Origin of the sequence: Cryptosporangium minutisporangium (assembly GCF_039536245.1) — a bacterium.
In the GTDB taxonomy this organism is placed as follows: domain Bacteria; phylum Actinomycetota; class Actinomycetes; order Mycobacteriales; family Cryptosporangiaceae; genus Cryptosporangium; species Cryptosporangium minutisporangium.
This window is the reverse complement of the sequence record NZ_BAAAYN010000017.1, coordinates 308,503-322,987: the sequence shown is the minus strand read 5'-3', so window position 1 is coordinate 322,987 and position 14,485 is coordinate 308,503. Positions and strand designations below refer to the sequence as shown.

The 14,485-nt window shown below is 70.6% G+C and carries 13 protein-coding genes; 6 read left to right on the top strand and 7 right to left on the bottom strand.

Going from position 1 to position 14,485, the window contains the following annotated elements:
- Positions 1-93: 93 nt before the first annotated feature.
- Positions 94-708, top strand: coding sequence for a hypothetical protein (locus tag ABEB28_RS13270; protein WP_345728356.1), 615 nt, complete (start codon positions 94-96; stop codon positions 706-708).
- Positions 709-759: 51 nt separating this feature from the next.
- On the opposite strand, the gene ABEB28_RS13265 is transcribed toward ABEB28_RS13270, so the two are convergent.
- Both ABEB28_RS13265 and ABEB28_RS13260 read right to left on the bottom strand, forming a co-directional pair.
- Positions 760-1,986 (bottom strand): acyl-CoA dehydrogenase family protein, encoded by a 1,227-nt coding sequence (locus ABEB28_RS13265; protein ID WP_345728355.1) that lies wholly within the window; start codon positions 1,984-1,986, stop codon positions 760-762.
- Between the two features lie 65 nt (positions 1,987-2,051).
- Positions 2,052-2,966, bottom strand: a complete 915-nt coding sequence (locus tag ABEB28_RS13260) for a TetR-type transcription factor C-terminal domain-containing protein (protein WP_345728354.1) — start codon at positions 2,964-2,966, stop codon at positions 2,052-2,054.
- 99 nt (positions 2,967-3,065) lie between these two features.
- On the opposite strand from ABEB28_RS13260, the gene ABEB28_RS13255 reads away from it, so the two are divergent.
- From ABEB28_RS13255 to mgrA, 4 genes are all read left to right on the top strand, one after another.
- Positions 3,066-4,091 (top strand): phosphotransferase family protein, encoded by a 1,026-nt coding sequence (locus ABEB28_RS13255; RefSeq protein ID WP_345728353.1) that lies wholly within the window; start codon positions 3,066-3,068, stop codon positions 4,089-4,091.
- A 174-nt stretch (positions 4,092-4,265) separates the two neighbouring features.
- On the top strand, positions 4,266-5,009 hold the full coding sequence (locus ABEB28_RS13250) for a hypothetical protein (protein ID WP_345728352.1): 744 nt from the start codon (positions 4,266-4,268) through the stop codon (positions 5,007-5,009).
- 189 nt (positions 5,010-5,198) lie between these two features.
- A complete protein-coding gene (locus ABEB28_RS13245; protein ID WP_345728351.1) occupies positions 5,199-6,677 on the top strand; it encodes a purine-cytosine permease family protein in 1,479 nt (492 codons plus the stop codon).
- Between the two features lie 72 nt (positions 6,678-6,749).
- Positions 6,750-7,775, top strand: coding sequence for an L-glyceraldehyde 3-phosphate reductase (gene mgrA / locus ABEB28_RS13240; RefSeq protein ID WP_345728350.1), 1,026 nt, complete (start codon positions 6,750-6,752; stop codon positions 7,773-7,775).
- 252 nt (positions 7,776-8,027) lie between these two features.
- Here mgrA and ABEB28_RS13235 read toward each other — a convergent pair whose 3' ends face one another.
- Entirely contained in the window at positions 8,028-10,100 is a 2,073-nt protein-coding gene (locus ABEB28_RS13235; protein ID WP_345728349.1) for an MMPL family transporter, read from the bottom strand.
- A gap of 69 nt (positions 10,101-10,169) precedes the next feature.
- Between ABEB28_RS13235 and ABEB28_RS13230 the strand changes: the two genes are divergently transcribed.
- Positions 10,170-10,838, top strand: coding sequence for a MarR family winged helix-turn-helix transcriptional regulator (locus ABEB28_RS13230; RefSeq protein WP_345728348.1), 669 nt, complete (start codon positions 10,170-10,172; stop codon positions 10,836-10,838).
- A 30-nt stretch (positions 10,839-10,868) separates the two neighbouring features.
- On the opposite strand, the gene ABEB28_RS13225 is transcribed toward ABEB28_RS13230, so the two are convergent.
- The 4 genes from ABEB28_RS13225 to ABEB28_RS13210 all read right to left on the bottom strand — a co-directional run bounded on the left by ABEB28_RS13225 (position 10,869) and on the right by ABEB28_RS13210 (position 14,483).
- Entirely contained in the window at positions 10,869-11,510 is a 642-nt protein-coding gene (locus tag ABEB28_RS13225) for a DUF4352 domain-containing protein (protein ID WP_345728347.1), read from the bottom strand.
- A 60-nt stretch (positions 11,511-11,570) separates the two neighbouring features.
- On the bottom strand, positions 11,571-12,707 hold the full coding sequence (locus ABEB28_RS13220; protein WP_345728346.1) for a PrsW family glutamic-type intramembrane protease: 1,137 nt from the start codon (positions 12,705-12,707) through the stop codon (positions 11,571-11,573).
- A 121-nt stretch (positions 12,708-12,828) separates the two neighbouring features.
- Positions 12,829-13,662, bottom strand: a complete 834-nt coding sequence (locus ABEB28_RS13215) for a hypothetical protein (RefSeq protein ID WP_345728345.1) — start codon at positions 13,660-13,662, stop codon at positions 12,829-12,831.
- A 59-nt stretch (positions 13,663-13,721) separates the two neighbouring features.
- The gene (locus ABEB28_RS13210; RefSeq protein WP_345728344.1) at positions 13,722-14,483 is read right to left on the bottom strand and encodes a MerR family transcriptional regulator; all 762 of its coding nucleotides are present in this window, start codon (positions 14,481-14,483) and stop codon (positions 13,722-13,724) included.
- Positions 14,484-14,485 lie beyond the last annotated feature (2 nt).

The following is a 14,485-nucleotide window of genomic DNA, read 5'->3' as shown; positions in this document are numbered from 1 at the left end:
AATCGGAAACGGCCGGGAAGCGTGCCGATGACTCCAATCCGACGTGCGGAGGTCGCACCGACGTCCGCACGTCGAATCGATGAGGGAGAACAGATGCGACTCAAGTTGGGAGTGGTCGTCGGCGCGTTCACCGTCCTGGCGCTGGCCGGTGGCGGCAGCGCCGCCTGGGCGTCCGACGGTGGGGGGCCGACGCACAACCGCTCGTCGGAGCCGGGCAAGGCGAGCCTCGTCGCGGTGACGGAGGGAGGCGAGGCGCCGTTCACCCAGGAGAAGGCGGAGCAGTTCGCGAAGTGCATGCGAGCCAACGGCCTTCCAGGCTTCGAGACGCCGAAGGTGAACCCGCCGCGGGGCGACGAGCCGGGACGGGTCGAGTCGATCCTTCCGAAGGACGTCGACCCCGAGACGGCCCGGAAGGCGACCGAGAAGTGCGCCCCGGCGGCACCGGCCAAGCCGAAGCTCTCCGCGTCCGAGGTGAAGAAGCTGAAGCGGTACGCGCAGTGCATGCGGGAGAACGGGGTCGAGAACTTCCCGACGCCCCGCGCCGATGGATCGCTGCGGCTCCCGGAAGGCATCGACCCGAAGGGCTCGGAGTTCCAGGCGGCCGAGGAGGCCTGCGAGAAGTACGCGCCAGCGCGCAGGAGCAAGAGGGTCCACAGCTCGAGCGGCGGTGAGACCGTCCGGCACGCCGGCGTCCCCTCGAACGCGTAGGTCCGGACCGCGCCGGTGCCGGGCACACCTGCTGCCCGGCACCGACTCGGGTCAGACGCTCCAGGCCGGCGGGACCACGGGCTCGGCGCGCAGTTCGGCGCGGGCGATTGAACGCAGGTGCACCTCGTCCGGGCCGTCGAACAGGCGCATCGCGCGGTGCCAGGCGTACATCCAGGCCAGCGGCGTGGTGTCACCGATGCCGGCGCCGCCGTGCACCTGGATCGCCCGGTCGATCACGCTGGTGGCGGCCCGCGGTACGGCGACCTTCGCCATCGCGACGAGGTTCCGCGCGGCCTTGTTGCCGGACTCGTCGATCGTCGCGCAGGCCAGATGACAGATCGCGCGCGCCTGTTCGATCTCCAGCCGTGACTCGGCGATCTGTTGCTGGACGACGCCCTGGTCAGCGAGGCGTCCACCGAATGCGGCACGGGACTGCGCGCGGGCGACCATCAGGGCCAGTGCTCGCTCGGCCGCTCCGAGCGCCCGCATGCAGTGGTGGATCCGGCCCGGCCCGAGCCGGGCCTGGGCGGCCGCAAATCCGCCGCCCTCCTCGCCGATCACGTTGGTCACCGGCACTCGGACGTCGGCGAACTCGACTTCGGGGTGACCGTGCTGGTCCCAGTGCCCGAGGACGCTGTGATCGCGGGCCACGGTGACGCCCGGCGTGTCCCGCGGCACCAGGACCATCGTCTGCTGACGGTGGGTGGGGGCGTCCGGATCGGTCTTGCCCATCAGGATGAAGAACGCACATCGGGGGTCGGCGGCGCCGCTGGTCCACCACTTGCGACCGTTGACGACGTACTCGTCGCCGTCCCGGACGATGCGGGTGCTGATGTTGGTGGCGTCGCTGCTGGCGACGTCGGGTTCGGTCATCGCGAATGCCGACCGGATCCGCCCGTCGAGCAGCGGCCGGAGCCACCGCTCCTTCTGCTCGTCGGTGCCGAGCAGGTGCAGCAGCTCCATGTTGCCGGTGTCGGGCGCCTGGCAGTTGATCGCCTCCGGCGCCAGGTCGTGACACCAGCCGGACAGCTCGGCGATCGGTGCGTACTCGAGCTGGGTCAGCCCGGACTCGGCCGGTAGGAAGAGATTCCAGAGCCCGAGTTTCTTCGCCGTCTCTTTCAGTTCCTCGACGACCGGTGGCACGACGTGATCGTCGGGCCCGGCGCCGCGGCGATGCTCCACGTACCGGATTTCGGCGGGGAGTACGTGTTCACGGAGGAACTCGACCATCCGTTCGCGGAGTTCCACTGCGCGGGCCGACGGCGCAGGCAAAGTCATCGCTGCCTCCTGAACAGACCGATCGCTTGCTAGGTTCTGAACATAGGTGCCGCTCGGACGGCGCGTCAACGCGCGGAGCGAACCAGGTCGAGCGCGAACTGGACGTACTGCTGGGCGACCGTCGCCGGCGGAGTCGGGCCGGTCGGCGACCACCACGTCGGCAGGGCGGTGCACATCGTCACGACCGCCCGGGACGCCTCGTGGGGCAGCGGCGTGCCGAACAGCCCACGGCGCTTGGCCTCTCGGACTTCGACGTCGACCATGCGCTGGACGTCGACGCGCAGCGCGGCGATCCGGCTGCGATCGGGCTCGTCCAGGCTGCGCATTTCGCTGGCCCCGATGAAGCCCAACTCCCGTCGATGGGTGTGGAACAGCGCGAGGCACTCGACCAGCAGTCCGAAACGCTCGACCGGACCGTCGCCCTCGGCGCGGGCGGCTTCGGCGCGGGTGAGCAACTCCTCCATCGTGCGGTCGAGGAGTGCGACCAGCAGGTGCTGCTTGGTCGGCCAGTGGTGGTACAGGCCCGGTACCGACAGGCGGGCACGCTGCGCGATGTCGCGGATCGTCGCACCGTGGTAGCCGAGCTCGACGAACGCGCTGAGGGCTCCGGCCAGCGGCGGGGGGAGGTCGAGCGGCGGGAAGTCGCGCCAGGTCCCCACCGTCGGTTCGGGTGTGGCGGCCGGTTCGGTCAGGCTGTCGACCTCCGCGCCGAACAGGCGGGCCGCCGCGGCGACGCGGTCGGGGGTGATCCGGGTGCGGCCGTTCTCCACCGCGCTCCAGGTGCCGACGCTGACGCCGAGCGCGTCGGCGGTGGCGCGTAGCGTCAACCCGGCAGCGCGTCGCGCCGTACGCAGCCGGGCGCCCAGCCGCCCGCGGTCGGCCGTCACCGTGCGACCGGTCGCGCCCGCGGTAGCGCGGGTCGCCGCGGGTGGCGGAACCCGGGACGCGGCGGGCACCGGTGGCGGGGGGATGGGTTTCAACGCGACCTCCTCCGGTGGACGGCGACCCTTGACAGCGCACGACCGTGCCGCCATGTTCATTTGAACAGATCGATCGATCGCTCGTCTTCAGGAGAGTCTATGAGTGCCACGCCGGGCGTGGAGATCGAGTCGCTGGAGGCGTTTCTGCGCGCCGAGCTGCCCGGGCTGCTCTCCGGGCCGCTGCGGGCCGAGCTGGTCGCCGGCGGGCGATCGAACCTCACCTACCTGGTGAGCGACGGCGTCGGACGGTGGGTGCTGCGACGGCCACCGCTGGGGCACGTCCTGGAGACCGCGCACGACATGGGCCGGGAGCACCGGTTGCTGTCCGCACTGCATCCGACCGACGTCCCGGTGCCGCGCCCGCTGGTGCTCGGGGGTGCGGACGTGATCGGCGCGCCGTTCTACGTCATGGAGTTCGTGGACGGCGCGGTGCTGCGGAGCGTCGATGACCTCGCCGGGTTCGACGAAGGCGGTGCGGAAGCACTCGCCTACGGGCTGATCGACGTCCTCGCCCGGCTGCACCGGCTCGACCCGGCCTCGGTGGGGCTCGGCGATCTGGGCAGGCCCGCGGGGTATCTGGAGCGCCAGCTCCGCCGCTGGGCTCGTCAGCTCGACGCCTCCCGCAGCCGCGAACTGCCGGAGCTCGACCGGCTGCACGAGCGGCTCGCCGCGCGGTTGCCGGAGCGCCAGGGCGCGGGCATCGTCCACGGCGACTACCGGCTCGACAACACGGTGGTCGACGCTCGGACCGGGACCGTCCGTGCGGTGCTCGACTGGGAGATGGCGACGTTGGGCGACCCGCTCACCGACCTGGCCTCGATGGTCATGTGGTGGGACGGGATACGAGGGCTGGACAGTCCGGTGGCGGCGGTACCCGGTGACCTCCCGGCGTTCCCCGGCGGTGACCACCTGGTGGCGGAGTACGGCCGCCTCACCGGCGCCGACCTGGACGAGCTGCCCTGGTATCTCGGGTTCGCGCACTACAAGATGGCGGCGATCTTCGAGGGCATCCACTATCGGTCGCTGCAGGGGATGACGGTGGGTGAGGGCTTCGACCGGCTCGGTCCGATGGTGCCGTCGCTGGTGGAGCGCGGCCACGCGGCGTTGTCCGACGTCAACGCCTGACGCCGGTTCTCTCGCTCCGATTTGGACGACGACGGCGCCGTAGGGCTTCTCCCTAGTTCGTGCCTGCTTGTGAGCGAGCACGCGACGGATGTCGGTGGGGCTCGCTAACGTGTGCCACCTGAGTTCCCGGGGATCACGGGGGTCCCAGCGGACACGGCAAGAAGGATCAGTCACGTGAGAGCCATTGCGTCGGCGTTGGCGCTGCTCGTCATCGGTTTAGGCCTGCTCGGCTGGGGCGGCTGGAATTACTACGCCGGAACCACGGGCGAGAAGACCACCGCGGTGGTGGAGCAGTGCACCAAGACGTACGGCCGGAAGGGACGTTCCCGCACCAACTGCAACGGCACCTGGACGTCGAACGGTGTCCAGCAGCGCGGTCAGATCGAGGGCGTCGGTACGGACGAGGAAGGCAAGACCGTCGAGGTTCGGATCCACGACGGTGAGGCCTATGTGTTCAGCTGGGCCGGCGTACTGACGCCGGCCGCGATCGGCGGGTTCTTGCTGATCGCGTCGGTCATCTGGGCGGCGTCGGCGGCGAAGGGGAAGAAGGACGAGCCGGGTGCGCCCGGGCAGCCGAACGCGGCGCAGGCTCAGTACGCCGCGCAGGCCCGGTACGCGGCGCAGGCCCAACACGCCGCGCAAGCCCAACGTGCCGCGCAAGCCCAGTACGCCGCTCAGGCCCAGTACGCGGCGCAAGCCCAGTACGCCGCGCAGGCCCAGCGCGGGTATCCGCCGCAGCAGCCCCCGGCCGGATACCCGCAGCCCGGGTACCCGCAGCCGGGTTATGCCGCGCCCGGTTACCCGCCGCCCGGTTACGGGGCGCCGCCCGCACCGAGGCCCCCGCATCCGCCGGCCCAGGGCGCGCCTGGTTATCCGCCGCCGGGGCAGTACCCGCCGCCTGGCTACCCCCCGCGGTAGCTCGCCGCCGTGCCAGCGGTCCCGGCCCAGATCGGCCGGGCCCGCGCTGGGTGGCGTGCTCCTCCTGCTAGGGCTCGGCGCCGATCGCGTCGGCTCGCCACTGGCCGATCGTCCACGCTGCTGGGACGATCGGCCTTTCGGTGCTCGGCGAGGACTACCGACATTCCCACCACGTCCCGAGGGAAGACGATGAGCGACACGGCGTTGAGCGTCGAGACCAACGGCATCAATCAGATCGCCGAAGAGGAACGGAAGGGCCGACCGCGGGATCTGTTCTGGCCGTGGTTCGCGGCCAACGTCTCGGTGCTCGGCGTCAGCTACGGCTCCTACGTTCTCGGGTTCGGCCTCGCCCTCTGGCAGGCGACGCTCGTCGCGATCATCGGCGTGGCGACCTCGTTCCTGTTCGTCGGCATCATCGCGATCGCCGGTAAGCGCGGCTCGGCTCCGACGATGACGCTGACCCGGGCCGCGTTCGGCGTCCGCGGGAGCCGGTTGCCGTCGCTGATCTCGTGGCTGCTGACCGTCGGCTGGGAGACCTCGCTCGTCGTCGTCGCCGTGCTCGCCTCCGCCACGATCTCCGACCGGCTCGGCTGGGGCGGTGGTACCGCGACGAAGGTCGTGGCACTGGTCGTCGTCGTCGCGCTGGTCGCGGTCGGCGGAACGCTCGGTTTCAACCTGATCATGCGCGCGCAGAAGTGGATCACCTGCATCGCGGGCGTCTTGACCGTTGCCTATCTGGGCTTCGCGGCGGACGAGATCGACTTCGGCAAGGTCGCTGATCTGCCGGGTGGCTCGGCGCCCGCCGTGCTCGGCGCACTGGTTTTCACGATGACCGGCTTCGGTCTCGGCTGGGTCAACGCGGCCGCCGACTACTCCCGGTACCTGCCGCGCTCGGCGTCGACCGGTGGCGTGGTGTGGTGGACGGCGTTCGGCTCGTCGCTAGGCCCGGTGATCCTGCTGTTGTTCGGCATCCTGCTCGCGGGCTCTTCGGACGACCTCAACTCCGCGATCGGCGCCGACCCGATCGGGGCGCTCACCACGATCTTGCCGACGTGGTTCCTGGTGCCGTTCGCGGTCGCGACGATCCTCGGCCTGGTCGCCGGCGCGATCATGGACGTCTACTCGTCGGGTCTCGCGCTGCTCAACGTCGGGGTGCGAGTGCCGCGCTGGGTGGCGGTCTGCATCGACTCGACGCTGATGTTGATCGGCGCCGTCTACGTGGTGTTCTTCGCCAACGACTTCCTCGGGCCGTTCCAGGGATTCCTGATCACGCTGGGGGTTCCGATCGCCGCCTGGTGCGGCATCTTCATCGCCGACATCCTGCTGCGGAAGTCCGACTACGCCGAGGCCGAGCTGTTCACGCCGACGGGCCGGTACGGCGATATTCGCTGGGTCTCGGTCGGGCTGGTGGTGGTCGGTTCGGTCGTCGGCTGGGGGCTGGTGACGAACACGCTGGCGTCCTGGCTCGACTGGCAGGGGTACTTCCTCGGGCCGCTCGGCGGGAAGACCGGCGACTGGGCGTTCGCCAACCTCGGCGTGCTCGTCTCGCTGGTGATCGGTTTCGTGGGATACCTGCTGCTGGGCCGGGGTGCGGTGCGCGCGCAGGAAGCCCACCCGGCTGTGTCAGGCTCGCTGGTGAACAGTGAACTCTCGTCGACCGGCGACTGATGAGGTCGCGTGGCCTCGGAGAAGGCCGGAGATCGAAGAGCGTTCAGTTGCGCAGACCGAAGGTGTGAGTTGATGGGTTACGAAGCGGACGCCGCACGGTACGAGCAGCAGCCGTATCGCCGAGTCGGCCGGAGCGGGTTGAAGCTCCCGGAGATCTCGCTGGGCCTCTGGCAGAACTTCGGTGACGAGTCGCCGCTCGCGACCCAGCGCGCGATCGTCCGGCGGGCGTTCGATCTCGGCGTCACCCACATCGACCTGGCGAACAACTACGGCCCGCCGTACGGCAGCGCCGAGATCAACTTCGGGCGGATCTTCGCCGAGGACCTTCGCCCGTACCGGGACGAGCTGGTGATCTCGACGAAGGCGGGCTACGACATGTGGCCAGGGCCGTACGGCGAGTGGGGGTCGCGGAAGTACCTGCTCGCCAGCCTCGACCAGTCGTTGGCCCGGATGGGGCTGGAGTACGTCGACATCTTCTACTCACACCGATTCGATCCGGAGACGCCACTCGAGGAGACGATGGGTGCTCTGCACACCGCCGTCGTATCCGGGAAGGCGCTGTACGTCGGGATCTCCAGCTACTCGCCGGAGCGAACGGTGGAGGCCGCACAGATCCTGCGGGACCTGGGGACGCCGCTGCTGATCCACCAGCCGTCGTACTCGATGTTCAACCGCTGGATCGAGGGCGGGCTGCTCGACACGCTCGGCGAGCTGGGTGTGGGGTGCATCCCGTTCTCGCCGCTGGCGCAAGGGCTGTTGACGACCCGGTACCTCAACGGGATCCCGGCGGACTCCCGGGTGGCTCGGGAGGGCTCCGCGACGTCGTCGATGCTCACCGAGGACACGATGGCGCGCATCCGGGCGCTGAACCAGATCGCGGCGACCCGCGGGCAGTCGCTGGCGCAGTTGGCGTTGGCGTGGGCGCTGCGGGACGAGCGGATCTCGTCGCTGCTGATCGGTGCGTCGAGCGTCGCGCAGCTCGAGGACAACCTCGCGGCGACCAAGAACACCGCGTTCACCGAGGCTGAGCTCGCCGAGATCGACAAGCACGCCGTCGAGGTGGGGATCAACCTCTGGGCCCGCTCCTCGGAGAGCTGAGCGCCACCGCACCGGGCGGATTTCCCGAAAATCCGCCCGCCCCGGGGTCCTGACAGGTGGTGTTCCCGAAATTCGCTCCAGACCCCGACCCCGAACCCCGCGCTGGGTGCGGTGTGGCCTGGGCGCGGAGCCATGCATACCCCCAGCAACCGGAGGGTGGGTGAGTTGCCACCTACGGCGGAGCGGGACGTCTCAGCGGACGGGCCGCGCGCCGGTCGCGGAAGCGACCGGCGCGCGCCAGGCAGGCGTAGATCAGGCGTTGGCTTTCTCCGGACGCTCAGCCGACGCGGACGGGGAAGCCGACCGCGACAGAGGCGACGGCCACCAGAAGCGTCGGTCGAGCAGCACCACCAGCGCCGGCACCAGCACGGTCCGGACGAGCAGGGTGTCGAGCAGCACGCCCAGGCCGACGATGACGCCGATCTCGGTGAGCGTGATCAGCGGCAACACTCCGAGCACCGCGAACACCGCGGCCAGCAGGATGCCGGCGCTGGTGATCACCCCGCCGGTGACCGCGACCGCGGTGGTGATCCCCTCCCGGGTGCCGTGCCGCAGCGCCTCCTCCCGGGCTCGGGTGACCAGGAAGATGTTGTAGTCCACGCCCAGCGCCACCAGGAACAGGAACGCCAGCAGCGGCACCACGGTGTCGAGCGCTGGATAACCCAGCACCTGCGTGAACAGGAAAGTGCTCGCGCCGAGGCTGGCGAAGAACGTCGCGACGACGGTCAGCATCAGCAGCACTGGCGCGACGATCGCTCCGCGCAACAGGACGATCAGCACGATCAGCACCACTCCGAGCACCAATGGCACGATCACCTTCAGGTCCCGGATCGCCGCGTCCCGGGTGTCCAGCTCGGTGGCGACCGAGCCGCCGACCAGTGCGCCGGTCGAGTCCAGCTCCGATCGGAGCGCGCGGATCGCGTCGTAGCTCTCCGCGGTCGCCGGCGCTGCCTTCAGTACGACGTCGAGCTCCGCCAGGTCGCCGGCCGACTCTCCGGGCCGCACCGATGCGACGCCGGGCGTGTCCCGGGCCAGCGCGGCGACCTCTTCGGCCTTGTCCGGCGTGGTGATCACCGCAACCGGGTCGGTCGCGCCGGCGGGGTAGTACCGGGCCAGCGCTTCGAGCCCGTCGACGGACTCGGCCTTCACCCGGAACTGCTCGGACTGGCTGAGCCCGAGCCGGGCGTCGGTCAGACCGGCCGACAGCACGCCGAGCAGCACCAGCGAGAAGACGATCACGGCGACCGGACGCCGGGCCACGCCGGACGCGACCTTGGCCCATACCCCGGTCCGTGACTTGTCCGGGTCGCCCACCTTCGGAACGAACGGCCAGAACAAACCGCGACCGCAGACGACGAGTGCGGCCGGCAGCACGACCAGGCCGAACACCGCGGCGATGACGATGCCGACCGCTCCGGCGAGCCCGATCGCGCGGTCGTTTTCCAGGATCGCCAGTGCGAGCGTGAGCAGGCTCAACGTCACGGTAGCGGCGCTGGCGACGATGGCCGCGCCGCCGGACCGGAGGGCCTTACGCATCGCGGCCCGGCGATCCTCGGTGAGGCGCAGCTCCTCGCGGTACCGGGCGATCAGCAGGAGCGCGTAGTTGGTGCCTGCTCCGAACACCAGGACGTCGACGATGCCGGTCGTGGATGGGTCGACGTTCAGGCCGGTGGCCCGGGACATCAGCGCGATCACCGAGGCGGCGACGACGTCAGCGAGGCCGACGACGGCCAGTGGTACCAGCCAGAGAACGGGGCTGCGGTAGGTGATCAGCAGCAATGCCGCGACGACGGCCGCGGTGACCGTCAGCAGTTTGAAGTTGGCCCCGCTGAACGACGACGCGATGTCGGCGCGGAAGCCGGCGCCGCCGGTGACCTGGGCGGTGAGCCCGTCGGGGAGTCCGTCCTTCGCCTTGTCCCGGAGTTCGGTGACGCGGTCGATCACGAGGTCGTTGTCGAGGTTCGCGGCGAACGGCACGGCGAGGAGTGCGGCGGTGCGGTCCGGGGCGAAGATCGGGGGCGAGATGCGCCTGCCGAGTGCCAGCGAAGCGAACGTCTTCGCGTCCGCCTGGATCTTTCGGACGTCGGCGTCGGTCAGTGGTGCGCCGCCGCGCGCGTACAGGATCAGCGCCGGGTTGGTCTCCCCGCTGGGGAGTTGTTTCTGCAGCTCGGCAGCCTTGGCCGACTCGGCGGACGAGGGCAGCGCAGCGGTCGGTTCGTTGCTGTTCTTCGCGGCACCGCCGAACGCGATCACCAGCCCGGACAGCAACACCGTCAGCAGGAGTACCAGCCAGGCCGACCGGCGACCGGTCACGAAGTTGATCATCGCTCTCTCTCGATCGTGAAGTCTCTCGATAATCGAGATTGTTGAAGACGTAGCGGTAACCTGCAACTCGTGGACACGGATGACCGCCGGCGCCAGCGCACCCGGGAGCTGGGACGGGAACTACGGCGCTACTTCGTGGAGGCGCGGCTGGTCACCCACGCGTTCGCCGATCGGCACGGGTTGCACGCGACTGACCTGCACGCGTTGATCGAGGTCATGGACGCGGAAGGGCGCGGGACGCCGACCACGCCCGGCCGGCTCCGGGAGACGTTGGGGCTCTCGTCCGGGGCGACGACCGCGGTGATCGATCGGCTGGAGCGGCTCGGGCAGATCCGGCGAGTGCGGACCGGATCCGACCGGCGGCGGGTCTACCTGCACTACGACGAAGGTGCGATGGAGCTGGCCCGAGAGTTCTTCGGGCCGCTGCACGAGCGGATCTACCGGGTGGTCGGCGAGTTCTCCGAGGAGGAGATCGCGGTGGCGCACCGCTTCCTGACCGCGGTCACCGACGCGGCCGCCGACCATCGCCGGGCGGTTGTGGGCGATGGCCGGGCGGTTGCCGACCACGGCCGGGCGGTTGCCGACCACGGCCGGGCGCTTGGAGCCGCCGACGGCGACGCGGGTGGCGCGGGCTTTCCTGGCGGCGCGGGTTTACCGGATGGCGCAGGTTCTCCGGACGGCGCGGGGTCCGCGGACGACCTTCGGGTCACCGACGATCGGCCTGTGACTGCGACCTGACGCTCGACACCTCTCGGCGCGGAGACGCCGTCAGCTGAGGCTCACCGTCACGCTGCCGGACGACGCGGTGGAGCGCAGACGAAGCGAGTCGAGTTGGGCTCCCCTCGGCAGGTCGAACGCGATCATGCCGGTGACCGCGGTGCCCGGTCCGATCGGCGTGAGGAACGCGCGGCTGCTGCCGTTGGCGTACCGGGTCGCCGGAGCGCTGCCGAGGTAGCGCGCGCCGGTCGTCGTGTAACCCACCTGGTCGGCGGCGGTGAAGACCTGCGCGCTCCGACTCATGTTGCGGACGCTCAGCGTCACCACGCAGAAGCTTCCGCGCGTCGGTTCGCCCGCGCTGCCGGCGCCGACACCGACCTCCGACACCCCGCAGCGCTGTTCGGTGACGCGGTACTCCAGAACGCCGTGGCGCACCGTGCTGCCGAGTCGGGGCCCGCTGTCGCCGAGCAACTCGATGACGTCGTCGTCCGGTGACGGGCTGGCCAGCGCGACCGGCGCCGCGCTCGTCGGGCGGGGCGTCGGATCGTTCGCCGGCCCGCCGTCCACGATCCAGATGCCGACGCCGCACAGGCCGAAGAGCACAACGGCGAACGTCCCGGCGGCGAACGTCGTCAGCCTCCGCCGCTTCGTGGGCGGAGTCCATTCGAACGTCGGCGGATCGTGCTTTTCCATGAAAAGAACGGTAAGTGATGTTACCGCTGTGACGAAATGCAGCTTCTGGGGAACGTGTGATCAGGCCTTGCTGGTTCCCGAGCCGCTGGCCGTTGTTGCCGCCGCCGAGGGATCGACGGTGGCCTCCCGCGCGGCAGAGGAACTCGGTGCGGCCGGGTCCGGTGCGGCCGGGTCCGGTGCGGCCGGGGTCGGTGTGGCCGAGGGAGCCGGGGCGGCCGCTGAGGAGGGCGGTATCGGCGCCGGGTCGGCCGCGCCCGCGGAACTCGCCCCGCCGGTGGCGCCTGCTGGGCGGGCGCCCACACCCGCCGCCACCGGACGAGCGCCGGCCGGAGCCGCCGGACGAGCACCGACCGGAGCCGCTGGGTGAGCACCGGCCGCGGCCGCCGGACGGGCGGGCGACTCGGCCGCGCCGTCGGTCGCCGCACCCGGACGAGCCAGCACACGCGTCGGAACGCCCCGACGCGGTCCGATGATCCGCACCATCACCCACCCGAGCAGCAGCGCGCTCAACGCGGTGAGCAGCACCCGCACCGGGACGCTGTCCGCGCTCTCCCACAGCGCTCGCAACACGACGACGCCGCTCATCGCCAGCACGAGCCGACGCAGCGCCCGCCCGCTCCAGTGCTCCAGCGCGGCCAGCCAGAGCGCCGCGGCCACGATGCCCGCCCAGGCCAGGTGGGCCGCCGGGCTGAGCAGCCCGCGAACCAGCACCGCGTGCGCGGTGGGTCCGACGACGTCCGGCGACGTGACCAGGTACCCGACCGTCTCCGCGACCGCGAACCCGACGCCGGCCGCCGCTCCGACCAGCAGGCCGTCCGCGGCTCGCCGAGTGGGCAGCGCGAACAGCACGGCCAGCGGTACGAGCAGCGTCACCGACTCCTTCACCAGCGCCACCGCCACCGTCGACACCGGACCGAGTTCGTCCAGCACCGGGTAGGCGAGCAGCCCGGCCATGCCGGCACCGAGCAGCGCGGCCACCGCCGCCGACGCCACGACCACCCAGGTCGGCAGCGTGAAACGCAGCTGACGTCCGAGGCAGGCGGCGTAGAACGCGGCCGGTGCGGTGGCGAGTCCCACCACGAGGACCGGCGTCACCAGGCCGGGTTGGTCCGACGCCGCCAGGATGCGTTCTCCCGCGGCGAAGGCGCCCGCGCCGATAGCGAGGACAACGAGCCAAAGGTCTCGACGCCACTGCATGTCTCAAATACTGACAAAAATGTCGTAACTTCGCCTTCCCTCTGACCCGAGTGTCACGGATGGACCTGCCGCGGGTATTCCGATCGACCTGTCTCGCGGGCCGCGGACGGACGCCTTTGCGTCACGGATGGACGGTGCCGAACGTCCCCATCGGGTTGTCCGAACCCGATTCCCGTCGTCCCTGGATGCGGTCCGGAAGGTGCGCGCCGAGGTCGGTTCCGGCGAGCAGGCGGGCGGTCAGATACGGGTCTTCACCGGCGTACCACCCGAGTACCCAGTCGGCGTAGAGGTGGCTCGCGGCGAAGTAGGGGCGCGGACCGACGTCGGTCGGCACCTGCCGGACCCGCGGTGGCTGTCCCGCGGTGATCCGGGCAGCGTCCTCGGCGCAGACCGGGACGCGGCGCGGCATGCTCCCGGCGGGCGACCAGTCGACCTCGACGGAGGCCGGTCCGTGCGCCGGGTTGAACAGACAGGCGGGCCGACCGGTCGGCGCGAGCAACCGGCCGGCCTCCGCCATCGCCGCGGTGGCTCGGTAGAGGTGGCTCTGGCCGCCGGACGCGAACGCCTCGACGTGCTGGGTGGCGCGGGTGAGTGCGGTGTTCACTGCTGCCGATTCGGAACGGGAACGCAGCTCGGCGACGTCCTCGCGCAGCACGCTGGTCATCCGGGCCAACTCCTCGCGGCCGGACTCCGCCGTCGCGCGCAGCGCTGCGTCCGCCAGCCCGACGAACAGGTCCCCGCCGGACGAGCCGCCGGACGAGCCGCCGGACGAGCCGCCGGACGAGCCGCCGGACGAGCCGCCAGACGAGCCGCCGCCGCCGGACGTCGAGGCCCCGAACACGTCCCCGCCGCCGAACACCCCGCGGATGACCGACCGGGTCGTCACCGCGACGCCGACGACGGCGGCCACCACGACGACACCGGCGAACACCATCGCGATCACCCACGACTCCACCGCGCACCCCCTCAGCTCGATCGCGACGCTAAGGGGCGCGCGGTGGCGCCGCTGTCGGGTTACTTACCGGCGCGAGTCGCGTTCGCGTGAATCGCGTCTCGGAGGTAGGCCGCCAAGCCGGGCGTCTCCGAGTCGTAGTTCACCGTGAAGCGATCGTCCTCGACGTACATCGTGCCGAGACCACGGTGGATCTCGTAGGAGCAGTCGTAGAACCACCGGGTGATGTGCTGCCGGTGCTCCTCGGCGGCGTCCATCGCCTCCGGGGAGTCCGCCGGAGTGCCGGCCAGGAACGCGGCGCGGAACCGCTCGACGATGGCGGCCGCTTCGGCCTTGATCGTCAGCCAGTCGTCCTTGGTGTACTGCGCGGTCCGCTGCTGGGACTGCCGGTAGGCCTCGGTGTCGCCCCAGCGCTCCTTGACCTCTTCCTCGTACTGCGTCGGGTCGTTCTCGCCGAACACCTCGAACATCTCCTGCGGGTTGAGCGAAACGCCCATCCTTCTCGCCTCCATCGTTTTTTCGACGGCGGCGACCATCTGCTGTAGCTCGTCGATCTTCCCCGTGAGCAGCGTGTGCTGCCGACGCAGGTGATCGATCGGATCGACGGAGCTGTCGTCCAGGATCGCCGCGATTTCCTCCAGTCCGAACCCCAGCTGCCGGTACGCGAGGATGCGTTGCAGCCGCTCGAGGTCGGTGTACGAGTAGCGGCGGTAGCCGGCGCTCGTACGTCCGCTGGGGGAGAGCAGCCCGATCTCGTCGTAGTGGTGCAGGGTGCGGACGGTTATCCCCGCTTCCTTCGCCACCTGCCCGACTGACCAGTTCATTC

Bases quoted from the DNA above. Each gene is read 5' to 3' on its own strand.
- ABEB28_RS13270 (WP_345728356.1), top strand. From the start codon at position 94: ATGCGACTCAAGTTGGGAGTGGTCGTCGGCGCGTTCACCGTCCTGGCG.
- ABEB28_RS13265 (WP_345728355.1), bottom strand. From the start codon at position 1,986: ATGACTTTGCCTGCGCCGTCGGCCCGCGCAGTGGAACTCCGCGAACGG.
- ABEB28_RS13255 (WP_345728353.1), top strand. From the start codon at position 3,066: ATGAGTGCCACGCCGGGCGTGGAGATCGAGTCGCTGGAGGCGTTTCTG.
- ABEB28_RS13245 (WP_345728351.1), top strand. From the start codon at position 5,199: ATGAGCGACACGGCGTTGAGCGTCGAGACCAACGGCATCAATCAGATC.
- mgrA (WP_345728350.1), top strand. From the start codon at position 6,750: ATGGGTTACGAAGCGGACGCCGCACGGTACGAGCAGCAGCCGTATCGC.
- ABEB28_RS13235 (WP_345728349.1), bottom strand. From the start codon at position 10,100: ATGATCAACTTCGTGACCGGTCGCCGGTCGGCCTGGCTGGTACTCCTG.
- ABEB28_RS13225 (WP_345728347.1), bottom strand. From the start codon at position 11,510: ATGGAAAAGCACGATCCGCCGACGTTCGAATGGACTCCGCCCACGAAG.
- ABEB28_RS13220 (WP_345728346.1), bottom strand. From the start codon at position 12,707: ATGCAGTGGCGTCGAGACCTTTGGCTCGTTGTCCTCGCTATCGGCGCG.
- ABEB28_RS13210 (WP_345728344.1), bottom strand. From the start codon at position 14,483: ATGAACTGGTCAGTCGGGCAGGTGGCGAAGGAAGCGGGGATAACCGTC.